18 protein-coding genes are annotated in these 24752 nt (G+C 72.0%); 8 read left to right on the top strand and 10 right to left on the bottom strand.

Features of this window, described 5'->3' with window-relative positions; all coding sequences use genetic code 11:
- Positions 1 to 6: 6 nt before the first annotated feature.
- Genes BLW76_RS26370 through BLW76_RS26335 form a run of 8 tightly spaced genes read right to left on the bottom strand, consistent with a single transcriptional unit; the run spans position 7 to position 15659 of the window.
- On the bottom strand, positions 7 to 4779 hold the full coding sequence (locus BLW76_RS26370) for a non-ribosomal peptide synthetase (protein ID WP_091312016.1): 4773 nt from the start codon (positions 4777 to 4779) through the stop codon (positions 7 to 9).
- Positions 4776 to 6041 carry a cytochrome P450 gene (locus BLW76_RS26365; protein WP_091312013.1) on the bottom strand — a complete coding sequence of 422 codons (1266 nt, stop codon included), beginning with the start codon at positions 6039 to 6041 and terminating at the stop codon, positions 4776 to 4778. The genes BLW76_RS26370 and BLW76_RS26365 overlap by 4 nt, the downstream gene beginning before the upstream one ends.
- Positions 6038 to 6988, bottom strand: a complete 951-nt coding sequence (locus tag BLW76_RS26360) for an AMP-binding protein (RefSeq protein WP_091312009.1) — start codon at positions 6986 to 6988, stop codon at positions 6038 to 6040. Before BLW76_RS26360 ends, BLW76_RS26365 begins: the two co-directional genes overlap by 4 nt.
- 4 nt (positions 6989 to 6992) lie before the next feature.
- Positions 6993 to 8561 (bottom strand): carbamoyltransferase C-terminal domain-containing protein, encoded by a 1569-nt coding sequence (locus tag BLW76_RS26355; RefSeq protein ID WP_091312006.1) that lies wholly within the window; start codon positions 8559 to 8561, stop codon positions 6993 to 6995.
- 43 nt (positions 8562 to 8604) lie between these two features.
- Complete coding sequence (locus BLW76_RS26350; RefSeq protein ID WP_091312003.1) at positions 8605 to 11553, bottom strand: alpha/beta fold hydrolase; 2949 nt, start codon at positions 11551 to 11553, stop codon at positions 8605 to 8607.
- Positions 11553 to 12284, bottom strand: a complete 732-nt coding sequence (locus BLW76_RS26345; protein ID WP_091319900.1) for a thioesterase II family protein — start codon at positions 12282 to 12284, stop codon at positions 11553 to 11555. Before BLW76_RS26345 ends, BLW76_RS26350 begins: the two co-directional genes overlap by 1 nt.
- A gap of 4 nt (positions 12285 to 12288) precedes the next feature.
- Complete coding sequence (locus BLW76_RS26340; protein ID WP_091312000.1) at positions 12289 to 13521, bottom strand: cytochrome P450; 1233 nt, start codon at positions 13519 to 13521, stop codon at positions 12289 to 12291.
- Positions 13518 to 15659: a non-ribosomal peptide synthetase gene (locus tag BLW76_RS26335; RefSeq protein WP_091311997.1), complete on the bottom strand. Its 2142-nt coding sequence runs from the start codon at positions 15657 to 15659 to the stop codon at positions 13518 to 13520. Before BLW76_RS26335 ends, BLW76_RS26340 begins: the two co-directional genes overlap by 4 nt.
- Before the next feature lie 77 nt (positions 15660 to 15736).
- Here BLW76_RS26335 and BLW76_RS26330 point away from each other — a divergent pair, with 77 nt between their 5' ends.
- The 3 genes from BLW76_RS26330 (at position 15737) to BLW76_RS26320 (ending at position 17966) form a co-directional block, all read left to right on the top strand.
- Positions 15737 to 16426, top strand: a complete 690-nt coding sequence (locus BLW76_RS26330) for a hypothetical protein (protein WP_143060687.1) — start codon at positions 15737 to 15739, stop codon at positions 16424 to 16426.
- A gap of 270 nt (positions 16427 to 16696) precedes the next feature.
- Complete coding sequence (locus BLW76_RS50685; protein ID WP_341866504.1) at positions 16697 to 16999, top strand: MbtH family protein; 303 nt, start codon at positions 16697 to 16699, stop codon at positions 16997 to 16999.
- Positions 16947 to 17966 (top strand): class I SAM-dependent methyltransferase, encoded by a 1020-nt coding sequence (locus tag BLW76_RS26320; RefSeq protein ID WP_091311991.1) that lies wholly within the window; start codon positions 16947 to 16949, stop codon positions 17964 to 17966. The genes BLW76_RS50685 and BLW76_RS26320 overlap by 53 nt, the downstream gene beginning before the upstream one ends.
- Positions 17967 to 18054: 88 nt before the next feature.
- Here BLW76_RS26320 and BLW76_RS26315 read toward each other — a convergent pair whose 3' ends face one another.
- Positions 18055 to 18771: a response regulator transcription factor gene (locus tag BLW76_RS26315; protein ID WP_143060686.1), complete on the bottom strand. Its 717-nt coding sequence runs from the start codon at positions 18769 to 18771 to the stop codon at positions 18055 to 18057.
- 585 nt (positions 18772 to 19356) lie between these two features.
- On the opposite strand from BLW76_RS26315, the gene BLW76_RS26310 reads away from it, so the two are divergent.
- A complete protein-coding gene (locus tag BLW76_RS26310) occupies positions 19357 to 20049 on the top strand; it encodes a response regulator (RefSeq protein ID WP_143060685.1) in 693 nt (230 codons plus the stop codon).
- On the opposite strand, the gene BLW76_RS26305 is transcribed toward BLW76_RS26310, so the two are convergent.
- Positions 20036 to 20662, bottom strand: coding sequence for a LysE family translocator (locus BLW76_RS26305; protein ID WP_167384742.1), 627 nt, complete (start codon positions 20660 to 20662; stop codon positions 20036 to 20038). The two genes, BLW76_RS26310 and BLW76_RS26305, sit on opposite strands and share 14 nt — an antisense overlap.
- 290 nt (positions 20663 to 20952) lie before the next feature.
- On the opposite strand from BLW76_RS26305, the gene BLW76_RS26300 reads away from it, so the two are divergent.
- From BLW76_RS26300 to BLW76_RS26285, 4 genes are read left to right on the top strand one after another with little or no spacing between them, the layout of a single operon-like run.
- Complete coding sequence (locus BLW76_RS26300) at positions 20953 to 21834, top strand: phenylalanine 4-monooxygenase (protein WP_143060684.1); 882 nt, start codon at positions 20953 to 20955, stop codon at positions 21832 to 21834.
- A 27-nt stretch (positions 21835 to 21861) separates the two neighbouring features.
- A complete protein-coding gene (locus BLW76_RS26295) occupies positions 21862 to 22986 on the top strand; it encodes a chorismate mutase (RefSeq protein WP_208613386.1) in 1125 nt (374 codons plus the stop codon).
- A complete protein-coding gene (locus BLW76_RS26290) occupies positions 22983 to 23318 on the top strand; it encodes a Dabb family protein (RefSeq protein ID WP_091311981.1) in 336 nt (111 codons plus the stop codon). Before BLW76_RS26295 ends, BLW76_RS26290 begins: the two co-directional genes overlap by 4 nt.
- 15 nt (positions 23319 to 23333) lie before the next feature.
- Positions 23334 to 24752 (top strand): phenylacetate--CoA ligase family protein, encoded by a 1419-nt coding sequence (locus BLW76_RS26285; RefSeq protein ID WP_091311978.1) that lies wholly within the window; start codon positions 23334 to 23336, stop codon positions 24750 to 24752.

Genomic DNA, 24752 nt, shown 5'->3' with positions numbered 1-24752 from the left:
GGGCACTCACTCCCTCCAGTCGGATTCGAGTTCGAGCTGCAGGGCGTCCAGCTCGTCCTGGTCGATGTCGAGGAAGAGGTCCGCTGCCGTCGCTCCGCCCGCGTACGGATCGTCCGCCAGCGCGGCCAGTGCGGTCAGTGCCGCTTCCCAGTGGTCGGCGAAGGCGCGGACGGACGGCTCGTCGAGCACACCCGGCGCCCAGGTGAGCGTCGTTCGCAACCGGAGGCCGTCCGGGCCCTCCACCGCGAGTGCGGTCACGTCCAGCGCGCTGGTGAGCGGCGTGGCACCCGGGACCCCTCCGTCCAGTGCGGACAGGGACACCGCGGCACCGTCCGGGCGCCCGCCGTCGAGGCGGAACCGGCCGAGGTAGTTGAACGCCACGGCGGGCTCCGTGAACGCGGACAGCGGTTGTCCCGTGCCGGCGGCGAGGTGGCGCAGCAGGCCGTAGCCGAGACCGTCGTCCGGCAGGACACGCAGCTGCTCCTTGACGGCGCGCAACGCCGAGGAGGTCGTCCGGGCGGCGGTCAGGTCGAGCGCCGCGGGATGCCGCACGGTGAACCAGCCGACGGTCCGGGACAGGTCGAAGCGGGAGTCCACGTCATGGCGCCCGTGGCGTTCCACCATCACCCGCAGCACCGGCGACGGCGTTCCCCGCTGGTCCCGCCAGTCCCGCACGGCGAGCGCGAGCGCGCACAGCAGCACGTGGTCCACGCTCGCGCGGAACCGGTCCGGGACGACGTTGAGCACCGGGCCGGTGTGCTCGGGCGGGAGCTCACACACCAGCTCACCCGCGCTTCCCGCGGTGTCGGCCACCGGGTCGAGCGCCCGGCCGAGCTCCGGTTCCGGTGCCGACAGCACCCGGGTCCAGGTGTCGAGCTCGGCGAGCCGTGCGGGGTCGGACGCTTCCCGCACGAGGTGGTTCACCCAGGTCCGGAACGAGGTCCCGGTCGCCGGCAGCCGGATCGGACGGCCCTCCACGGCGTCGTTCCACGCGACCGCGATGTCGTCGAGCAGCACCCGCCAGGAGACGCCGTCGACCGCCAGGTGGTGCACGGCCAGCAGCAACCGGCCGGCCCGGCCGCGGCCTCCGTCGAGCCACACCGCGTCGACCATGCGGTGGACCGGGTCGAGGCGACCGGCGACGTGCGCCGCGAGCTGCTCGTCGCCGCAGGTGTCCGCGTCGACCCTGGTGAGCCAGCCGGCCGGGTCCACCTCGGACAGCGGGGGCACCGTCAGCACCTCGGAGCCGTCCGGGGCCGTCGTGAGCCTGGCGCGCAGCACGGCGTGCCGGTCGGCCAGCGCGGTGAGCAGGGCGACGAGCGCGGATTCGCCCGCGCCCGAAGGCAGCCGGAGCAGAGCCGACTGGTAGAACCCGGTCGCCGGGCCGCCACCGTCGCGCCACCAGCGCATGATGGGCGTCAACGCGATGACGCCCGTGCCCGCGTCGGCGGAGCCGGCCCGGCCGGTCTCCGGAGCGTGCGCGGTCGCCGCCGCGGCCAGTCCGCGCGGGGTGCGGTGCTCGAACACCATGCGCTCGGAGAACCCGATCCCGGCGCCGCGGGCCGCGCCGGCGAGCCGGATGGACCCGATGCTGTCCCCGCCGAGCCGGAAGAAGTCGTCGTCCGGGCCGACCGCGTCCAGGCCGAGCAGCCGGGCGAACAGGGTGCACAACGCCGCCACGCGGGCATCGTCCGGCGCCGGCCCGGCGGTGCGCCGGTCGGCCCGGCCGGCGAGCAGGCGCCGCTTGGCCGCCGAAAGGGAGGCGGCCGGCGCGGGCAGCGCCGCGCGGTCGAGCTTGCCGCTGGGCGTGCGGGGGAAGGAGTCCAGCACCACGACGGACTCCGGAACCATCACCGCGGGAAGCACCGCGCGCATCCGCGCGATGAGCCCCGGCTCGTCCGGCTCGGGCCCGCCACGAGCGCGAGCCACGTACGCGACCAGCTGTGCCACGTCCGGACGGTCGCGGCGGACGACGGCGACGGCGGCGGCGACCGCCGGGTCGCGCAGCAGGACGTGCTCGATCTCGCCGAGCTCGATCCGCTGGCCGCGCAGCTTGACCTGGTGGTCGACCCGGCCGAGGAAGACCAGCGCCCCGTCCGGACGTCGCCGCACGAGGTCTCCGGTGCGGTACATCCGGCTGCCGGGCGGTCCCCACGGATCGGCGAGGAACCGTTCGGCGGTCAGCCCCGGCCGCCCGCGGTAGCCGAGCGCGAGCTGGACACCGCTCAGGTACAGCTCGCCTGCCACCCCGACCGGAACCGGGGCGAGACGGTCGTCGAGCACCCTGGCGCCGGTGTTCCACACCGGACGCCCGATCGGCGGCGAGAGGACCGCGTCGTCCGGCCCGCACTCCCACGCGGTGACGTCGACCGACGCCTCCGTCGGCCCGTACAGGTTGTGCAGCTCGACGCCGGGCAGCACCTCGGCCGACCGCGCGACCGCGGCGGCGGGCAGCTCCTCCCCGCTGCAGATCACCCGCCGCAGGCACGTCCGGGCCCCAGCCGTCTCCGGCTCGTCCAGGAAGGCCCGCAGCATCGACGGGACGAAGTGCAGTGTCGTGATCCGCTCGCGGACCACGAGCCGGGCCAGCGCGAGGGGATCGCGGTGCGCGCCGGGCGGGGCGAACACCACGGTGGCGCCCGCGAGCAGTGGCCAGAACAGCTCCCACACCGACACGTCGAACGTGGCCGGTGTCTTCTGCAGCACCCGCTCTCCCGGTTCGAGCCGATAGGCGTGCTGCATCCAGCGCAGCCGGTTGACGATGCCGCGGTGCGGCACCTCGACGCCTTTGGGCCGGCCGGTCGAGCCGGACGTGTAGATGACGTACGCGACGTCAGCGGGGTGTGGGCCGGGCAGGGCCCGGGTCGCCGCCTCGGGCGACCCGTCGACCTCGATCACCCGCACGTCCGTCCCGGCGAACGCCCCCGCGAAGGCGGACGTGGTCAGCACGCAGACCGGGCGGGCGTCGGCGAGCACGAGGTGCAGCCGCTCGGCGGGGTGGTCGAGGTCGAGCGGCAGGTACGCCGCGCCCGCGCGCAGCACCGCACCGAGCCCGACGGCGAGGTCGAGCGACCGCGGCAGCGCGACGGCCACCACGTCGCCGCGGCCCGTTCCGGCCGTGGCCAGGCGATGAGCCAGCGCGGTGGCCCGCTGGTCCAGCTCGGCGTAGGTGAGCTCCTCGTCGCCGGCCCGGACGGCGATCGCCTCCGGGGTGGCGGCGGTGGCGTCGGCCAGCGCTCGGGTGAGGGTCTCGTCGGGGAGGTCGACGACCTCCCCGCTGCCGTCGGCGCGCCACCGCTCGCGCGCGGCCTCGGACAGGGCCGAGACCTCGCCGACCGGGACGTCCGGGAACGCGGCGAACCGGTGCAGCAGCACCACGAGCTGGTCGAGCAGAGCCGTTGCCGTGGCGGCACCGAACAGGTCCGTGCGGTAGGTCAGCTCCGCGGTCATGCCGTCCGCTTCGTCGGTCACGGCGAGGCTCAGATCGAACTTCGCCTGCCGGACGGGAAGGGGGAACCGGTGCGCGACCAGGCCGTCCGGCCACCCGGCAGCCGGGGCCGCGGGCGGGATCACGTCCAGGAACGCCTGGAAGACGGGGTTGTGGCCGGTCGCCCGGTCCACGTGCAGCCGCGCGACCACCTGCTCGAAGGGGACATCGGCGTCCGCACGCGCTTCGTGCACCGCCTCGGCCACCCGGCCGAGCAGCTCGCGGAACGTCGAGCGGCTGTCCACTCCGGTCCGCACGACCCCGGTGGTCACGAAGCAGCCGACGAGGTCGGCCACCTCCGCCCTCGTGCGCCCGGACACCGGGATGCCGACGCAGACGTCGTCCTGGCCCGACCACCGGGAGAGCAGGACCTGGTACGCGGCCAGGACGGCGGTGAACAGCGTGACACCGTGTTCCCGGCACCGCCGCGACAGTGCCGCGGCGGCCTCGGCGTCGAGGTGGACCGACACCGCATCGCCCTCCGTGGAGAGCTCCGGGCCGCGAGGCCGATCGGTCGGCAGGGCGAGCAGCGCGGGCGCGCCCGCCAGCCGCGCGACCGCGGCGTCGAGCCGGTGCGCCACGGCCGTGCGGTACTCCTCGCTGCCGGTGTGGGCCGCCCAGTCCGCGAAACCGATCGGCAGCGCCGCCACCGCACTCGCGCGGCCCGTGACCGCGGCCGTGTAGAAGCCGGCCAGCTCGGTGCGCACCACCTCGATCGAGGCGCCGTCGAACACCGCGTGGTGCGCGGCGAGCAGCAGCACGTGATCACGCTCGCCGAGCCGGAACAGCACGGGCCGGAACAGCGGCCCCGCCGTGAGGTCGAACGGAACCGAGGCTTCCGCGAGCACGGTCGCGGCCGGGTCGCCGTCGACGGCGTCGCGGACCGGCAGGGTGAACTCGCCGGGCGCGGGCGGCGGCGCGACCCGCAGCACCAGCGCACCGGCGAGATCGGTGCCGCCGGGGGAGTCGAACGCGAACGTGGTCCGCAGCGCGTCGTGCCGGGCGACGACCTGCCGCACGCACTCCGCCAGCACGCCGGGGTCGAGCACCCCGCGCAGCCGCAGGGCGTGGTGGAGGTTGTACGCCGAGTTCGCGCCGGGACCCAGGTAGCGGTCGAGGAACCACAGCGCCCGCTGCGGGGACGTGGCCGCCACCGGAGCCGTCGGATCCCGGCGCGGAACGCCGCCGCGGTCGCTTCCCCGGCGCCGGGCCAGCAGCTCCCGCTTGGCTGCCGACAGCCGGGTGTTCGCGGTGTTTGTTGTCGGATGACCCCGATCGGTGCCGCCGGTCATCCGGACGCGTCCAGGAGCGCGGCGGGCACGGACCTGCGGGTGCCGGTGATCCGCAGCTCGCGGATCCCGGCGATGATGTTCGAGCGCAACCGCACCGGGGCCGCCGCCTGCTCCAGGCCGGTGAACCGGCCGAGCAGCTCGGCGAACGCGATGCGCAGGGTCACGCGGGCGATCGTGTGCCCGATGCAGTAGTGCGGTCCGACGCCGAACGCGATGTGCTTGTTGGGTTTGCGCGCGATGTCGAAGTGGAACGGGTCGGTGAAGACCAGCTCGTCCCGGTTCGCCGAGCCCAGCCACACGACGACCGGCTCGCCCGCCCGGATCGGCACGCCCGCCAGTTCCGTGTCGCGCCGGACGTACCGCATGAAGTGGTTGGTCGGTGACGCCCACCGGACGGCTTCCTCGACAGCGGTGTTCGCCAGGCCGGGGTCCGCGGCCCACCGGTCCAGCTCGCCGGTGCCGGCGAGCCGGGCGACCGCCGCCGTGACCACCTGCGGGGTCGTCACGATCGCGCCGATGAGCAGGCTGTAGCAGTTGGCCATGATCTGACCGTCGCTCAGGCCCCTGCCGTCGATCCGCATGCGCAGCAGCGTGCCGATCAGGTCGTCGCCGGGGTTGCCGCGGCGGGCCACGACAACGTCGTGGAAGTAGGCGAAGATCTCCCGGTGCGACCGGCGCAGCGTCTCGGCCGGCCCGCCGGCGACCTGGTATGCCGGATCGTCGGCGGCCAGCGCGGCGATGGCCGCGTGGGTCAGCGCGGGCCAGTCCGCCCGCGGGATGGCCATCATGGTTCCGGTGACCGCCATGGGCAGGTTCGCCATGGCCGCGGCGAGGTCGAACGGGCCACCGTCCGCGAGCGGTGCCAGCAACTCGGCGACGAGCTCGCGGATGTCGCCCTGGTAGTGGTCGATCGCGCGAATCGACAGCGCGCGCTGCAGCGGCTCCCGCATCTCGCCGTGCCGTGGCGGGTCGGTGACCGCCAGCTGGCTGCCGCTCGCCGGGTCGCCCGCGCCGAGCAGGTTCAGCAATGTCCCCTGTTGCGAGCTGAACGTCTCGTGCTCGCGCAGCACCCGGCTGATGTCCGCGTGCCGGGTCACCGACCAGAAGCCGCGCTCGCTCACCCGGTGCCAGCGCACCGGCGAGTCGCGGCGGTGCGCCGCCCAGACCGCGTGCGGGTCGCCGCTGCCGTACAGCTCGGCGTCCACGAGGTCGACGTCCGCCGCGGCGGCCCCGAACGGGCACCGGCTGGCCGGGGCGGTCACCGGTTCGCCCGGTCGGTCGAAGCCGGCATGTCGAACTCCGCGTAGCAGGCGATGTCGGCGCACTCCGTCGGACCGAAGATGTTCAGCACGCGGGCCCGGGACCCGGGCGACTCGAGCCACGGCCGGAGCCGCTCGGTGTCGGTCGGCTCGCCACCGAGCGCGAGGCACCGGATCGAGGACAGCGGGCGGTACTCCGCCGCGGCCGCGAGGTCGACGAGCGGGTAGACGGCCGAGGGAACGCCGGGGTTGAGCACGGCGACCTGGTCGCGTTCGATGAAGCCGAGCATCGCCCGCGGGTCGTACGGACCGTCGGCGAGCAGCGCGAGAGTGCCACCGCACACCAGCGGCGTCAGGTAGTTCTTGACCGAGGCGTCGAAGTTCGAGGCGACGATCTGACCGACGCGGACACCGGGGCCGATCTCGCACACGTCGCGGTACCAGGACAGGAGGTTCATCAGCGAGTGCATCTCCACCTGCACGCTCTTCGGCTCGCCGGTCGACCCCGACGTCTGGATGACGTAGGCGACGGCACGCGGGTGGTGCCGGGCGTCGAGATCGGCGGGCGGACCGTCGAGGTCCGCCGTCATCTGCTGCACCGGCACGGCGAGGTCGGCAGCGGCGAGCGACGTCTCGGTCAGGACCACCGCCGGCCGCACGTCGGCCACGAGCGACCGCAACCGGGCGACGGGGATCTCCGGGTTCAGCGGGACGAACGCGCCGCCCGCGCGGAGGATCGCCAGCATCCCGGCGACCATCGGGTACGAGCGCCGCGCCAGCACGCCGACCGACGTCTCCGGCCCGACACCGCGAGCCACCAGCCACCGCGCCAGCCGGTCGACGTCGTCTCCCAGCTCGCGGTACGTCCGGGTCCGGGCACCGTCCACGACGGCGACCGCGTCCGGCCGCCGCGCCACCTGCGCCGCGAATGCCGTTCCCACCTGGCCCATCCGGCTACACCGCCCGGCGCCGCGCGAAGGTGTCACCCACGACGTAACCGTCCAGGCCGTGACGTTCGCCGTACTCGATCAGGTCGCTCGTGCGGTTGATGAAGCCGCGGCCGGAGAAGTTCAGCGAGGTGTTGCACAGCACGCTGAAGCCCGTTCGTTCGCGGAACGCCTCCAGCAGCCGCGCGATGCGCGGGTTCTGCTCGGGAGTGACCGTCTGCGCCCGCGCGGTGCCGTCGACGTGGGTGACGGCCGCCAGTTCCTCCGTCGTGACCCGGCTGAAGTACAGCATGTACGGGTCGGGGATCGAGCCCTCGAACCAGCGGTGCGCGTCGGACTCCAGGCAGATCGGGGCGATGGGCCGGTAGCCCTCGCGCTGCTTGATCTTGTTGAGCCTGGTCGTCATCTCACTGCTGAACGGCGCGGCGAGGATCGACCGGTTGCCGAGCGCCCTCGGCCCCATTTCCCACCGGCCCTGCACCCAGCCGATCACGTTGCCGTCGGAGAGGTGGTTCGCGACCTCCCCGTAGTCGAGGGGCACGGTCTCGTACCGCCGGGAGTCGAACTCGGCGTCGTGGACGAACTCCTCACCGGCGTAGGCGTCCCACTCCACCTTCGCCGATCCCGTGTGGTGGAGCTGCGCGTCGATGGCCGTGCCCAGCGCCGAGCCGCTGTCGTTCGGGCACGGCGGGACGAAGACCTCGGGGAAGAGCCCGCACTCGCGCCACCGGCGGTTCCACTCGCAGTTGAGACCGCAGCCACCGGAGATCAGCAGCGGCAGGCCCTCGGTGAGGTGCTCCCGGGCGTAGTCGTGGAACCGGTCGAAGATCGCGTCGGACAGCTTGGCCGCCACGTTCTTGTACGCCTGCGACTCGACCCCGACGTCGTGGAACTCCGACCACTTCATGTCCTCTTTGGACAGCTGGAGGATGATCCCCTCCTGGGCCAGGATGAAGTCGATGACCTCCTTCTCCGCCAGGGTCAGCGGCCCCTTGTCGGCGAACCCGGTCAGCGCCATCTGCTTGCCGGCGTCCTGCAGCCGCAGCAGGCCCTTCGAGACGGGGAACTTCGGGTCGGCGAGCGCGAACAGCCAGGCGTACTTGTTGCCGGGGTCGGCGAGCACGTGACGCAGGTGCTCGACCGCGCCGTTCTCGTCGATCCGGTAGAAGTCGCCGATGTTGCCTTCCCAGACCAGGCAGTAGGCAGGCTGCCGGTTCGCGAACGGCGCCATGCCGTAGGCGGTCATGATGTGCGACCGTTCGTGCGTCGAGGAGAAGACCCGCACGTCCCGGCCGAAGAACCGGCCGGCCTCGTCGCTCACCGCCCCGTCGCCCACGCCGAAGTAGCCCGTGCGCGAGGGGCGTTCGACCGAGTGCGTGCCCTTCACCCAGCCGCCGATCGCGATCACGTCCGGCAGCCGGTCCAGCCGGCCGGCCGCCGCGGTCACCGTCTCGGCCGTGATCCCGGCGTACCGCGGGAACGAGTCCTTCTCCGCTTCCAGCGAGAAGAGCAGCTTGCCATCGTCGATCGCGGCGATCGAGCCGTCATGGCCTTCCTTGAACGAAAAGATCAGCACTTCGGCACCCGCCGTCTCCGTGAGTAGTTCTCCGACCGAGGACTCATGACCGCAACCAGTCCAGCGCCGCGCCGAGCTCGTCCACCACCTCGCGGCCGCCGAGCAGCCCGTAGTGGTCCCCGGGGACGATCCGGACGTCGAACTCCGCTCCCGCCACGGCCGACCAGCCGTGGCTCGGGTCCTGCCGGACGGAGTCCTGCGCGGCGATCATCCGGACCCGCCCTTGGTGGTCCTGGTGCGCGCGGTGGTCGAGGAGGGCGCGCGCGTGTGCCTTGAACACCTCGAACCGGCGTCGCACGTACTCCGCGGGCGCGTCCGGTTCGAGGATCCCGAGCGACCGGGCCCGGTCGACGAGCAGATCCAGCCGCTCGGCCGGGCTCAGCCCGGCGAGCGCGGCGGCGTCCGGGGCGAGCGCCCGGCCGGCCGCGCGGCCCCAGTCGTCGGCGAACACGGTGATCAGCTCGGCGTCGGACGCGCCGGGGTCGATCCCGAGTCGCAGGTGGGTGTCGATCAGGACGACCGGGGGTGCGGCGCCGATGATCCGCCGGATCCGCTCGGCCATCTCGTACGCGATCGTCCCGCCCATCGACCAGCCGGCGAGCACGCAGTTGCGGTGCGCCCCGGCGGCGACGAGCGCGGCGACGTAGTGCGCGGCGAGATCTTCGATCCGTTCCAGCGGCCTGGTGCCGTCGGCCAGCCCGGGGGCGTCCAGCCCGTGCACCGAACAGTCGGCCGGGAGCGCGTGGGCGAGGTCGGCGTAGCAGAAGGTGCTCCCGCCGATCGGGTGCACGAGGATCAGCCGCGGCGGGCCGCCGTCGTTGTCCTGCCGCATCGGCACCAACGGGCCGTGTCCGCTCTCGCCCGCTTCGATGAGCCGGGCGATCCCGGCCGGCGTCGGGGCCGCGTAGAGCACGCTGGCGGAGAGCTGGATCTCGAAGTGCGCCGCCAGCCGCTCGATCAACCGCACGGCCAGCAGCGAATGCCCGCCGAGGTCGAAGAAGTTGTCGTCGGGCCCGACCACCTCGGTGCCGAGGACCTCCCGCCACACCTGGGCGACCGACCGCTCGGTCTCCGTCCGCGGCACCCGGGACCCCGGATCGGCGGCGGGGCCGGGCGCGGGCAGCGCATGGCGGTCGACCTTGCCGCTGGCCAGCAGCGGAAGACGGTCGAGCGGCACGATCGCGGTGGGCATCATGTATCCCGGCAGCAGCGCGTCGAGGTGCTCGTGGACACCGGTGACATCGCCGCTGCCCGCCACGACGTAGGCGACGAGCCGCCGGTCACCGGGAACGTCCTCCCGGACGACCACCGCCGCCGCGTCGACGGCCGGGTGCCGGGCCAGGGTGGCCTCGATCTCGCCCAGCTCGATCCGGAAACCGCGGACCTTCACCTGGTTGTCCGTGCGGCCGAGGTATTCGAGCTGACCGTCGTCCCGCCACCGGCCGAGGTCACCGGTCCGGTACATGCGCGACCCCGGCGGCCCGAACGGGTCCGGCCGGAACCGTTCGGCGGTGAGCCCCGGCCGGCCGGCGTACCCGCGCGCGAGACCGTCCCCGGCCAGGTACAGCTCGCCGACCGCGCCCGGCGGCAGCAGCCGGGCGCCCGCGCCGAGCACGTAGACCCGGTCGCCGGGGATGGGCCGGCCGATCGGTGCCGGGCCGGCGAACGGCACGCGGGGCCGGGGGGCGCCGTCGAGCCAGTCGGCCAGCAGCCGCCGGCGCTCGTCCGGCAGCACGACGTCGACCGAGCCGGCCGGCCGCTGCGGATCCTCGGCGAACGCCGTCAGCACCATCGTCAGCCGGTCGAGGAGCAGGCCTGCCTGTTCGGGTGCGATCCGGTGGACCAGCTGGAGGTCGAACTCGGCCCCCGGGGCGACCGTCACGCTCACCGGGTAGTGGTTCGCGTCGACACCGTGGACGTCGGTGATGCGGGGCCCGTCGCGCCACCGCGTGTCCCGGTCCGCCACCGGATAGCTCTGGAACGTGAAGATCGTGTCGAACAGCTCGCCAAGGCCCGCGGCGCGCTGGATGTCCGCGAGCCCGAGGTGGTGGTGCCCGAGCAGCGTCGACTGTTCCTTCTGCACTCGGGCGAGCAGTTCGTCGACCGGCATGCTGGCGGGCACGCGAATGCGCACCGGCACGGTGTTGATCAGCAGGCCGAGCATGCGATCGGAGTCCGGCAGCTCCGGCGGGCGGCCCGACACGGTGGTGCCGAACACGACGTCCTCACGGCCGGTCATGCGTGCGAGCAGCAGCGCGAAGGCGCACTGGCACACGGTGTTGACCGTGACTCCGGCGTTCCTCGCCATCGTCACGAGCGCCGCGGAGACGCCGGCGTCGAGCCGCCGCGTGAGGCGTGCCGCCGGTCCGGGGCGGACGTGCTCGGTCAGCCGGGTCGGCTCGTCGAGTTCGTCGAGCGCGGACGCCCATGCCCGTTTCGCCGCGCCGGTGTCCTGAGCCGCCCGCCAGTCGAGGTAGTCGCGGAACCGCGCGGGCGCGGGCAGGGCCTGATCGTCGCCGCCGGCGGAGTAGGCCATGCCGATCTCGTCGAGCAGCAACGGCATCGACCAGCCGTCGAGCAGGATGTGGTGGCAGCTCAGCAGGAGGACGTGGTCGCCGGGGGCCAGCGTGAGCACCGTGCACCGGATCGACGGCGGCTTGCCGAGGTCGAAGCGCTCGGACCGCTCGGCCTCGGCGAACGCGCGGACGGCCGCGGGCTCGCTCGCCCGCTCCGCGACGGGCAGGCGCACAGCGTCCGGCACGAGGGCGACGGGTTCACCGGACTTCCGGAAGCGGAACGCGGAACGGAGGTTCGGATGGCGGCGCAGCACGCAGGCGAGGGCGGCGCGCAGGCGGTCCGTGTCGAGCGGTCCGTCCAGGCGGACGGTGAGCTGCACCAGGTACGCGTCCGGCGCGCGGTCCGGGTTCCGCGCGTGGAACAGCAGGCCCTCCTGGAGGGGGGTCAGCGGCAGGACGTCCACGATCCGCGCCATCAGCGGCTCCGGTCGCCGTCGAGGTGGGCGGCCAGGAGCGAGAGCAACGGCTCCGGCGCGTCGAGGAAGGAATAGTGATCCCCGTCCAGCAGTTCGAACGTGGTCTTCCCGCACCGGGTCCAGCCGCTCATGAGCGAGGGCACGACACCGTCGTCGCCGCGCCATCCGATCGCGACGACCGGGCACGGCAGCACGACCGGGTCGGGGACGAAGTACTGCTTGTTCGCGTCGACGTCGATGCGGAGGACACCCACCAGCATGTCCATGAGCTCCGGATGCGGCTCACCGCCCAGCTCGAGCATGAGTTTCCGGAGCTCGCCTGCCAGCTCGGCATCGGTCATCTCGAGGAACCGGCCGTACGGCCCGTCCTGCGGCGCCACCTCCGAGGACACGAAGAGCGCGGCGGGCTGCGGGTGGCCGCGCTGAACGAGGCGCACCGAGGTCTCGTACGCGGCGAGCGCCGAACCGCAGTGGCCGAACAGCGCGTAGGGCCGGTCGAGGTGCGGCGCCAGCGCTTCGGCCAAGGCGTCGGCCAGCGACTCGTACGTGGTGTGCGCGGCCTCCCGCATCCGGTTCTCCCGGCCCGGCAGCTGGATCGGGCACAGGTCGACACCGCCGGCGGAATCCGGCCACCTGCGGTACATGGTCGCGCCGCAGCCCGAGTAGGGGATGAGGAACACCCGGGCCTCGGCGTCGGCGGCGGGTGCGCGCAGGAACCATTTCGACGACAACTTGTCAGCCCCCACTGGCGTGCGTGATCGGCGCGGGCGTCGGTCGCCTGCGTGCGGTCACCGGCAGCTCGGTGATGCCGGCGATGATGTTCGACCGCAACCGGCGGGGCGGTGCGACGACCTCGAAGTCGGTGAACCGGCCGAGCAGTTCGGCGAAGACGGCCTGCAGCGTCACGCGCGCGATCGAGTGGCCGATGCAGAAGTGCGGGCCGATGCCGAACGCGACGTGCCGGTTCGGGTTCCTGGTGATGTCGAACGTGTAGGGGTCGGGGAAGACGTCCTCGTCCCGGTTGGCCGACCCGAGCCAGACGACGACGGGATCGCCTGCCCTGATGGTCACGCCCGCGAGGTCGACGTCGCGGGTGGCGTGGCGCATGAAGTGGTTGCTGGGCGACGCCCAGCGAAGCGCTTCCTCCAGCGCCCGCTTCATCCGGCCGGGACTGCCCGCCCAGTCGTCCAGCACGTCCTTGCCGGCGAGTTCGAGGAGCGTGGCCGTCGGCACCTGGGGCGTCGTGACGATCGCGCCGACCAGCAGGCTGTGGCAGTTCGCCATGATCTCGCTCAGCGACAGCGTGTCGCCGTCGACGTCCATCGTCAGCAGGGTGCCGATCAGGTCGTGACCGGGATCGGCGCGCCGCTCGCTCACCAGGTCCTGGAAGTAGGTGAAGATCTCGCGGTGCGCCGCCTGCAGCGTGGCCTCCGGCCCGGACGGCAGGCGGTACTTCGGGTCGTCGGGCGCGAGCGCCGACATCGCGAGGTGCGAAAGCCTGCTCCAGTCGAACCGGGGCAGTCCCATCAGCGTTCCGGTCACGGCCATCGGCACCCGCGACATGGCCGCCGCGAAGTCGAACGGCCCCCCGTCACCCAGCGGCGCGAGCAGCTCCGCCACCAGTTCGCGAATCCGCGGCCGGTAGTGCTCGGCCTCCCGGATCGACAGTGCCCGCTGGATCGGGTTGCGCATGCGCGTGTGCCGCGGCGGGTCGGTGGTGACGAGGTTGCTCCCGCTGGCGGGGTCGCCCTTGCCGAGCAGGTTGAGCAGGGTCCCCTGCTCCGAGGTGAACTCGCCCGGCGCGCGCAGCACGGTGCAGACGTCCTCGTAGCGGGTCACGGACCAGAAGCCGGGCTCCTGCCAGCTCACCGGGTCGTGGCGGCGCTGTTCCCGCCAGATCCCATGGGGGTCGCCGTCGCTGTAGAGCCCGTGGTCGACCAGGTCCGTGTTGCCCCACGGGCACGTCACGACGGCACCTCCGCGCCCATCGCCGCGGCCAGTTCGCGCACCGTCGGTCCCAGGTAGAGGGTGCGGGCGGCGACGTCGATCCCGAACCGCCTGCGGACGATGCCGAGCAGGTCGGCGGCCAGCAGGGAATGCCCGCCCAGTTCGAAGAAGTCGTCGTCGATCCCCACGGGTTCGACCCCGAGCAGCTCACCCCAGATCTCGGCCACGGACGTCTCGAGCGCGGTGTCCGGTGCCACGTACTCGCTCGCCAGCACCCGCGGCGAGCGGGTCACCGCCGGCAGGGCCCGCCGGTCGACTTTTCCGTTGCGGGTCAACGGCAACTCGTCGACGACCAGCACCGCCCACGGAACCAGGTACGAGGGCAGTGTCCGGGCGACCCGGTCGCGCAGCCGGGCGCCGAGACCGGCGTGATCGCCTGGTCCGGCCGGTACCACGTAGGTGAGGAGCCGGTGGCCGTTCGACGCGTCCGGCTGGGCGACGACGACCGCCTGGGCCACCTCGGGCCGCCGGGCGAGCTCGGCCTCCAGCTCGCCGGGTTCCACCCGGTGTCCCCGGACCTTGACCTGGGTGTCGATCCGGCCGACGAACTCGACCGTGCCGTCCGGCAGCCAGCGGGCGAGGTCGCCCGTCCGGTACATCCGGGCCCCCGCCCGCCGCGAGAACGGGTCCGGGACGAACCGCGCCGCCGTCTCCTTCGGCCGGCCGAGATACCCGGTGGCCACCCCTTCGCCTCCCGCGTACATCTCCCCGCACACACCGACCGGGACCGGGTGCAGCCGCGGATCGAGGATGGCGAGCGTCGTCCCGCTCACGACCGGCCCGATGGGCACGCTGCCCCCGGTCAACGGCGCCCGGATCGTCCAGCAGGTGGTGAACGACGTGTTTTCGGTGGGTCCGTAGCCGTTGGTGAACACGAGGTGCGGATGGGCGTCCAGCAGCGTCTTCACGTGACGCGGCGAGACGACGTCCCCGCCGGTCAGCACATGCCGGACCTCTTTGAAGCAGTCGAGCTGCGCGGTCACCATGTGGTGGAACAGGCCGGTGGTGAGCAGCAGGACGGTGACGTTCTCGGCGCGCACCGCGTCGGCCAGCCGGTCGAGCTCGACCGGACCCGGTGGCAGGATCGCGAGCCGGGCACCGTTCAGCAACGCGGTCCAGATCTCGACCGTCGACGCGTCGAAGGCGACCGGCGCCGACTCCAGGACCACGTCGCCGGGGACGACCTCGATCCAGTTCGGCGCGACCACGAGACGCGAGATCGCGCGGTGCGGGACGGCCACGCCTTTGGGCACTCCGGTGGAGCCCGACGTGTAGCTCACGTACGCGAGGTGATCCGGGGTGACCTCGACGTCGACCGGCTGGTCCGCCCGTGCGTTCCACGGGACGACAGCGCCGGTGAATCCGGCCGGGGCGGCCATGGCCGGATCGACGAGCAGCACGGCCGCCTGCGCGTCGCGCAACAGCAGCTCGTGCCGGGCGGGCGGATCGTCGGGATCCAGCGCGAGGTAGGCGCACCCGGCCCGCAGGATCGCGAGCAGACCCGTGACGAGCTCGGGGGACCGGCGCCCGAACACCGCGACGACCTCGCCGGGCCGGGCGCCGGCCCCGTGCAGTGCGGCGGCCAGCCCGGCGGCCCGCTCGTGCAGGTCACGGTAGGTGAGAGTGCGACCGGCGCAGCTGATCGCGACGGCGTCCGGCGTCGCCGCGGCGTGGTCGGCGAACACGTCGTGGACGCACCGGGCGGGGCGCGGGGGACGTTCGTCACCGGAGACGGTCTCGAGCCAGGCGAGGTCGTCGCCGGTGGTGAGCCGGAGCTCGGACACCGGACGGTCCGGGTGCGCCACCCCGTCGGTGATCAGCGCTCGGAGCCGCACGAGTTCCGCCGGATCACCGTCGACGGATCCGTCGGGCGCGAACCGGACCACCGCGTCGACGTCCGTCTCGTCGCTTTCGCCCGGTACGGCGGACGAGGCCACGAAATCGCAGACCGCACGGAACGACGGTGCCGCCGAGAAGTCGACCGTGACGGTTTTCGGCACCGTTTCCGCATACGCGATCGTGACCTGCTCCTGCAGGGTGCGCCGGTGTACCAGGATGGCGGAGGCCGCGATCATCGAGGTGCGGTTCCCGGTCGTCATCGCGTGCCTCCGTCCGGTCCGGAGGGGTACTTTGGGGTTTCGCGGTCACGGGGGAGGGCGTCGAATTGGATTTCGAGATGCGCATCGACCGGCGGTTCACCGGCCCCGCGAACTCCGCGCACGGCGGTTATGCCTGCGCATTGTTCGCCCACCGGGCCGCGGACCTGCTCGGTGTCGAGCCGAACGACGTGGCGGTGACCCTGCACGCGCCGCCGCCGCTGGATTCGCCGCTGTGCGCCGAACCCGCCGCGCGGCGGGTCCACGTCTGGCACCGGGACGAGCTGATTGCCACCGTCCGGGAGTCGAACGTCGCGATCGGCACCGCGGATTTCGTCGAACTCCCGGTCGCCGAGCAGTCGGCCGCGCATTTCGCGGGGCGCATCGCCCACCCCTTCCCGACCTGCTTCGCCTGCGGCACCGCACGGCTCGACGACGGTGTCGGGCTGAGTCCGGGGCCGGTGCGGGGCAGGCCCGGCACCGTGGCGTGCCCGTGGACCACGCCGGCCGCCCCGGTTCCGGACTGGCTGGTGTGGGCGGTGCTCGACTGCGCCGGCGGCTGGCTGTTCGACCAGCAGGCCGAACCGATGGTGCTCGCGCACCTGGCCGTTCGCCTCGCGGGTGGGGTGCCACCGGGCGAACGGACGATCGTGACCGGCCGGCTCGACTCCCGGTCCGAGCACGGAGCGACGGTCACGACCACGCTCTACCGACCGGGTGGCGGGGAGCTGGGGCGTGCGCACGCCACCTGGGCCCGGCACCGGCGGTGAACCGGGGATCACGACGGCCGCCGGTCCGGGTCGATGTGTGCAATCCGCGTCATCAGCTGTGAACACCCGCCTGCTTCGAAAAGTGGTGGTGGACGGTGATCCGTGGCGACCGGGGCCCATCAATCGGCCACGCCTCGGGAACCGAAGGTAGTGATGTGTTCGGCGCCGGGACAACGGTCAATCGTCGAATCCATATGGACAAAATGATGAAAATGTTTCGACGCACTGACGTAGACATCGCGGACGAACTCGGCGGAGCATGGCCCTACAGTGAAGCCACCCGGGGGAGGTAGTTCATTGCCCGACGACGGACCATTTCTCGTGGTCGTCAACCATGAGGACCAGTACTCGATCTGGCCCGCAGGTCCGGAAATCCCGGCCGGGTGGACGCCGGTAGGCAGAACAGGAACCGAGCAGGAATGTCTCGGGTACATCGAAACGGTGTGGACGGACATGCGTCCACGTAGTCTTCGGCAGCATATCTCGCACATCGAGCCCGACCCCACAGAGGTGGCAGCGAATGGCCCGGAAAGTCGACCACAATTTCGCGGACGAGTGCGCGGCAGCAGGTGACGCCCCACGCATCGCGGCCGCGGCCGCGTTCCTGGAGATGGGGGACCGGCTCGGCATCACTCCACTGATCGCCACCGGCGAAGTGGTCACGACGGCCGAGCTCGCCGCGGCCGTCGATCTGCCGGAAGCGGGCGTGCGCACCTACTGCGAGGCGCTGGAGTCGGCGGCGATCATCGAACGGGCCGGCCCGGCGGACGACGCCTTCCGCGCGGTGCCGGACTTCGACGTGATCCAGCACCAGGCGGGTTTCGTGTCCTGGACGATGAACGCGAACCGGCCCTTCATCGAGGGCGCACGCGAGTTCCTCAGCGACCCCGGTCTCGCGTCCGGCATCGACCTCCGCGACGGGCGCGAGGTCGCGGTGAGCTCGCAGTGGATGGGCAGCAAGGGCTTCTACCCGGCGGCCCTGGCGGCCATCATCGACGCCAAGCCGGCCGTCGCCGTCGACCTCGGCGCGGGCACCTGCAGGCTGCTGATCGAGATCATGCAGAGCCTCCCCGACACCAAGGCCGTCGGTCTCGACCTCGATCCGGGCGCGTGCCAGGCGGCGCGCGACGCCGCGGATCTCGCCGGCGTCGGCCACCGGCTGACGGTGGTGGAGCGTTCGATCCAGTCGATCGCCGCCGATCCGAGCCCGCTGAACGGAGCCGAGGTGATCCACGCCGGCTTCGTCTTCCACGACATGCTGCCGGGCGAGGAGGACGTCGCCGACCAGGTGCTGGCCAACTGCCGGGAGGCGCTCGCGCCCGGCGGCATGATGGCGATCACCGAGGCCGTGCCGTACCTGCGCAACGATCGCGAACGCCGGTTCAGCGCGATCGTGAGCTACTACCACCGCCAGTTCATGAAGCGACGCCTCCTCACCGAGGACGAGTGGAGGGACAAGCTCGTCGACGCGGGGTTCTCGAACGTGTCGTCGGTCGAGCTGGCGTTCCCGACGGGTCGCCTGTTCCTCGCCAGGAAGTGACGGCCGCATCGACCGGCGCGTGAGCGCAGGCGCGTGGGCGATCCCGCCCAGGCGCCTGCCAGGTCGGGTGATCGCCCGTGCCGGCGGCTCATCGATCGCGGCCCGCCTCGATCCGGAACCGCTGGCCGACGAGAACCGCTTCGGCGCGCGTGGCGATGTTCAGCTTCGACTGGATCCGGGCGACGTGCGAGCGCACCGTCGTCTCCTGGATGTGCAGCTTCCTCGCGATGGCCGCGTTGCTGGTTCCCTCGCTGATGAGCATGAGCACCTCGGCCTCGCGAGGGCTCAGCTCTTCGATCGGCCGGGTGGCGGAGGCCTTGGTCGGGATCGTCGCGGCGAGCAGCGCGAGAAGCTGCTCGACGACCGGGGTCGGAACGTACGGACTGCCTTGGAGCACGGCTCGGAGCCCGTGGCCGAGGTCGGTGGCGGCGTTGGTCCGGCTGACGAAGCGCGTGACACCCGCCGCGACGGCGTTGACCAGCGCCCGCCGGTCGTGCACATCGTCGATGAAGAGGATCACGTTCTTGGCCGATGGCGGAATGTCCCCGTCGGTGACCACGGCGACGTCGTAGGAGTCATCGCACATCTCGCGACCGGACCAGATCGACGAGGATTCCGCGATCACGGTCGCGTACTCCACCGACTCGACCAATCCGCGAATTCCCGCCCTGATCAGCGGATCGGGATCGCACACCAGAACCCTGAGCAACTGCATCTCATCCCCCCAGCGGACAGCACGCAGACCTGCGGTTGTACTACCACTACTACTACAACAGCAGCATGCTCCGTTGAACCAAACGTGCAACTCGGGGGCGAGGGGAACCGCCGGCGCCGGGCGGCCGCGGGATCGCCGGGGCCGGTCGTCGGGGCACGAGTTGCCTGTTCGGAGCGGGGTGGCGGCCGCACCGGCGCGGCGAGCACCGCGCGCGGACCGAAGACCCGGTGTGGCAGTCGTGACGCTGCATTTCAATTGAGGGATCGAAACGAAGTTTTCGCTTGTGGCACCGCAAGGAAAATATGCCCTATATCACATTTCTCACTGTGTGTGGTAAATGGGCAAGCGACGCCACCCGTATGCCGTATTGGATACCTCTGGTGCCACGTGATCCGAACGGTGCGTAGAACGCCCACACCGCGGTTCGGGCGAGAAGGGGGGAAGGGTCGGCGCCGGGCGTGCCGGAGTCCCGGCTTCCTCCCGCCGGGTGATTTCCGGTCGGTGGGACGTGGCCCCCGCTGCCAGTAGGGTCGGAGTGGGTGGCCGGCCAGGGGCTGGTACGTCGCCGGGCACCAGGGGAAATTCCTGTTCAGTCGTCCCGGGGGGAAACGGGAAGTGACCGAGAATTCGTACGGCTCATGTTTGCTCCCGGCTGCCGTTCGGGTGCGGGCCAAGGTGCTCGTCGTAGGGGGTCCCGACGACCTCGCGGCGAGCCTGGACGGCGCCCAGTCGGTCGGCGGCCTGGACATCGCCGGCGCAGTGCGCCCGGGTGAAGGGGTGTCGGCCGTGGTCGATGCCCTGAGCCCGGACCTGGCGATCATGCACTGCGACGCCGACGGGGTGGAGGTGCTCCATGCGCTGGCACAAATGCGCGGCCGAGACCAGTGCGACGTCCTGATGGTCGTCGACCGGCCGCGGGTGGACGTCGTGCTCGGCGCGGTCCGGCTCGGGGTGTTCGCCTGCATGGTCGCGCCGGTCGAGCGGCACGTGGTGCGCGCCCTGCTGGAGAGCTGGGTCGACTGGTGGCACCTGCTCAAGTGCACGGCCCAGCACGATTCGCTTGACCAGCACGATTCGCTTGACCAGCGCGAGGCGGACGTGCCGCTGCCCGGCCTCGCGACCGGCGCCGGCGCTGACGGCGGCACGGCCGCGGGCACGACGCTGGACCTGGTGGCGAGGACGCTGCGGCAGCAGCGCGGGCCGCTGTCGGCAGCCGAGGTCGGGGAGCTGTGCAAGCTGTCGGCGGTCGCGGCCCGCCGCTACCTCAAGCAGCTGGTCGACCGGGGGGTGGCCGTGATGACCGTGGAGTACGGCAAGACCGGCCGTCCCCGGCACCTTTACCGCTGGACGACCCTCACGCCTGGCTGAACGCCAGACCCACACCGAAGCTCACCAGCACGCCGCCCATCGTCCCCTCGACCGCGCGCCGCACGGCGGGCCGCCGCAGGACGTCCCCGAGCTTGGCGAACACCAGCGCGTACGCGGACATGCAGGAAAAGCTGACGACGGCCGTCACCGCGACCAGGGCCACGGGCAGCCACCCGGGGGAGCCGGGGCCGGTGAACTGCGGCAGCAGCGCGGACATGAACAAGGCCGTCTTCGGGTTGAGCGCGTTGGTGAACAGGCCGTCGCGGTAGGACGAGGCGACGCTCGCGGGCGCGGCGGCAGCGGCCGGTGCCGCCGCGGACTGCCCCGAGCGCAGCGCGCCGAGCAGTGAGCGGAGGCCGATGTAGCACAGGTAAATCGCGCCGATCCATTTCACCACGGTGAACGCGACGACCGAGGTCGCGAGCAGCGCGGCTATTCCGACGATGGACGCGATTCCCCAGCCGACCTGGCCGGTGCTGCACCCGGCGGCGGTGGCCATGGCCGCCCGGCGCCCGCGCCCCAGCGAATTCTTGATGACCACGGCCGTGTCCGGGCCGGGAATCAACGTCGCCAGCAGGGACACGCCGGCGAAAGCCACAAGCGTCGTGAACATGGCCCAACGATAGCCCAGCCGGTCAGGCCGGGACGAGTTCGTGCAAGCGGGGGGAGCAGGCCGGCCTGACCACGCCTGGGGGCGTCGGCTCGCCGGATCGGGCGAGGTCCTTGAAAAACTTGGGAAAGTTTGCGAACTGCGCCACCCCGGTGATTCGTCCGTAGCGGCGTTGACGGCAAAAAGCAGCGACCCATAGGTTGGCCAGGTCCTCGATTTCCGGAACTCGGCCCCGTGCATTTTCCCTTGACGCACAGGCCCGAGTTTCCTCCAATGAGATTCTGGTGGAGAACATGGATGATCCCGCTCTCTACGCGCCGATGACCTATGACGAGTCGGGATACCCGCGCTACGCGTTCCCGGTCGACCACCCGGCCCACGGTGACGACGACTACACACGACGGCGCAACCGCATCGCCTTCCAGGGCGCGGAACACGTTGTCGGCACGCCGGCGCCGGAGATCGACTACCACGAGCTGGACCACCAGACGTGGCGGAACATCCAGCGGGCGCTGGCCGAGCGGCACGCGGAGTACGCGGCGGCCGACGTGGTGGCCTGGGCCGCCGCGCTGGATCTGCCCACCGACCACGTCCCGCAACTGGAGGAGGTCAACAGCCGGTTGCGCCGCATGACCGGGTACGCGTTGACACCCGCTGTCGGTTTCGTGCCGATCGAACAGTTCTACGGTGTGCTGGCCGATGAGAAGTTCTACGCCGCCCAGTTCATCCGGCACCACTCGCAGCCGTTCTTCTCGCCCGAGGCGGACGTGGTGCACGAGCTGGTCGGCCACTCGCCGGCGCTGGGCAACGACAAGGTCGCCGAGCTCTACCGGTTGACGGGCGAAGCGGTGCGGCGAGTCGAGAGCCCCCGCACGATCGAGCTGATCTCGCGGGTCTTCTGGTTCACGCTGGAGTACGGCGTGATCGAGGAGAACGGCCTGCACCGCGCGTACGGCGCCGGTCTCCTGTCGTCCTTCGGGGAACTGGAGAGCTTCCGCAAGGCCGACATCCGCCCGCTGAACCTGACCGAGATGGCGACCACCGAATACGACATCACCGACTACCAGCACGTGTTGTTCGCGGGCCGATCGATCGGGCACGTGCACGATTTCTTCGCCGATTTTCTGCGGGCCGTGGACGACGAAGACCCGGATCGCATCGGGGTTTCGTTCTGAAGGTACTGCAACCTGGGGAGTTCGGAGATGACCGCACAGCAGGAACACGCGCCCGTCACACCGGCGCGCAACCGCATCGACGACCTGGATGCGAAACTCATCGCGCTGATCACCGAGCGCAGGCGGATCTCCGCCGGTATCCAGCGGGACCGGATCGCCGCCGGCGGCGTGCGGACGGACACCGCGCGGGAACGGGAGATCTTCCGCCGGTACCACGACGCGTTCGGCAGCGCCGGCACGACGTTGGGGTCGATGGTGCTGGAGATCTGCCGGGGCAGGCTCGGCGCCGAGCGTGAGCGGGCCGCCGCCGTCGAGCCGGGGCGGGAGCCGGACACCCCGCCCTTGCGGCTGGGGGTGTTCTCGTTCGCCAACTGCGGCGCGGTGCGCTGGGGGCTCGGGGACCGGCAGGTGGCGACGGGCACGCCGGAGGCCATGGCGGCGGCGCTGCTGGCGGGCGAGGTGGACGTCGCGCCCATCAGCCTCGTCGAGTACCTGCGCCACCACGACCGGCTGCTGGCGCTGCCGGACCTGGGAATCGGCAGTGACGGCGAGGTGCTGTCGTGCCAGCTCTTCACCCGGGGGCCGCTCACCGACCTGGACGGTGGCCGGGTCGCGCTGGGCTCGACCAGCCGCACGGCGGCGTTGCTCGCGACGATCCTGCTCGCCGAGTGGGCCGGGGTGAACGCCGAGTATCGCGTGGAGCCGCCCGTGCTGGCGGACATGCTGCGCGGTGCCGACGGTGCGGTGCTGATCGGTGACGCGGCGCTGGCCGAGACGTTGCACCCGCACCCGGGGCTGCACGTGCACGACCTGGGCGCGTTGTGGCGGGAATGGACGGGCCTGCCGATGGTGTTCGCGGTGTGGGCGGTCCGCCGTGCCACGGCCCTGCGCCGGCCGGCGGCCGTGTCCGCCGCCCACGCGACGCTGCTGGAGGCCGCGCAGCAGGGCAGCCGGCAGCTCGACGAGGTGGCGGAATCGTTGGCGGCCAACGGGTTGTTCACCCGCGAGGAGATGTCCCGCTACCTTGCGACGCTCGAACACAGCCTGGGTGGACGGCACATCGCGGGCATCCGGCACTTCGCGAAACTCGCGGCGCGGCGCGGTGCCGTGCCCGACGACGCCGACATCACCTTCTTCGGAGGACAGTCATGATCCGGCACATCGTGCTGTTCAAGTTCAAGGACGGGGTGTCCCCGGAGGACCCGCGCGTCCCCGTCGCCGAATCCCTGGCGCGCCGGGTCGGCGACGAGGTCCCCGACCTGCGCTACTGGTACGCGGGCCGGAACTTCTCGGACCGGCCGGTCGCCTACGACTTCGTGGTGATCGGGCTGGTGGAGGACGAGGCTGCGCTGGACCGCTACATGACGCACCCGTTCCACCAGGACGCCATCGCCGTCTGGCGGGAGATCAGCGACTGGGTCATCGCCGACGTCGTCGAGCGGGACGCGACGGTCGTGGCGCACGAACTCGCCGCCCGTCGCTGACCACAAGGGGGAAGCATGTTCACGATCTTCAACGAGGAACTGGCCGGAGTCGCCCGGCGGTTGCGTGACGACCACCGCGAATTCGCCGCGGGGCGGTGGGACGGGGCGCGCCTGGAGGCCCACCGCACCACCATGCTCCGGGCCACTGTGGACTACGTGCGGGCGAACTCGCCGTTCTACCGCAAGCACCTGGCGAACGTGCGCACCGAGGAGCTCGGCTCGTCGGCCGGTGCGGCGTGGCGTGCGGTGCCGTTCACGACGAAGGACGACCTGCGCGCGGCCCAACACGACATCCTGTCCCGCCCGTTGTCCAGGGCGTGGATCTTCTACGAGACGACCGGCACCACGGGGGCAGCCACTCCGTGCCCGCGTGACAACGTGGACTCGCTGGCCAACAACACGGCGCTGACCGTCCACTACGACACGATCTTCCGGCAGTACGGCGACGACCAGGTGATCGGCGTCTCCGGACCGACCGAGCTGCACGCGTTCGGCGACACGTTCGGAGACGTGTGCCGGAACCTGGGCCTGGCGGTGGCGAAGATGTGGCCGCACTCGCCGATGGTCGGCTTCGACCGGGCCCTGGCGGTGTTGCGCGACCTGGGCGTCACCGGCCTGTTCTGCACGCCCGGCATGGCGCTGACGCTGGCGAAACGGTTGCGCGCGGCGGGGCTCGACCCGCGCCGGGACCTGCGGGTGCGGGTGCTGATGCTGACCGGCGAACTGGCATCACCGGAGCTGCTGGCCAACATCGGCGAGCTGTGGGGCGCACGGGCGTATAACGCCCTGTACGCCTCGCAGGAGGCGTCGGTGCTGGCCGCGGCGGGGGCGGACGGCGGGCTGTACACCGCACCGCTGATCAACCACTACGAGGTCGTCGACCCGGTCACGGGTGCGCCGGCGGCCGAGACCGGGGACGTGACCCTCGGGGAGCTGGTCGTCACTGCGCTGTACCAGGGCGCGAAGCCGCTGGTGCGCTACCGCACGGGCGACCTGGTGCGCCGCACGCGCGGGGACGCCGGGGCGACGCTGCCGGCCGACCGCCTGGAGGTGCTGGGCCGCACGCGCGACGAACTGGTCGTCGGCGGGCAGCGGATCAGCGGTTACGACCTGGAGAACCTGCTGCTCGGCCACGTCCGGGGTTACCTCGACTACCAGGTGGTGCTCGACCGTGACGAGTCCGGCGCGGACCGGCTGTCGTTGCGCCTGGAGGCGGACGAGAGCGAGCCGCCGCGCGTCGACCCGGAGCTCGCCGACCACTGCCGGGACGTGCTGGGCGTCGAGGTGAGCGTGGGCCACGACCGGTTCGGCAGCATCACCGGCACGGGCGCGATGGTGAGCTGGAAGGCCGCCCGCGTGGTGGACAACCGCTCCGGCGAGGACGCCGACGAAGAGACCGCTGCCGCCCGGTCCCTCGCGTCGGCGAGGCGCTGA

Origin of the sequence: Amycolatopsis tolypomycina (assembly GCF_900105945.1) — a bacterium.
Lineage (GTDB): Bacteria > Actinomycetota > Actinomycetes > Mycobacteriales > Pseudonocardiaceae > Amycolatopsis > Amycolatopsis tolypomycina.
Note: the sequence above shows the minus strand (reverse complement) of the source record. Positions and strands in the feature narration are given on the sequence as shown.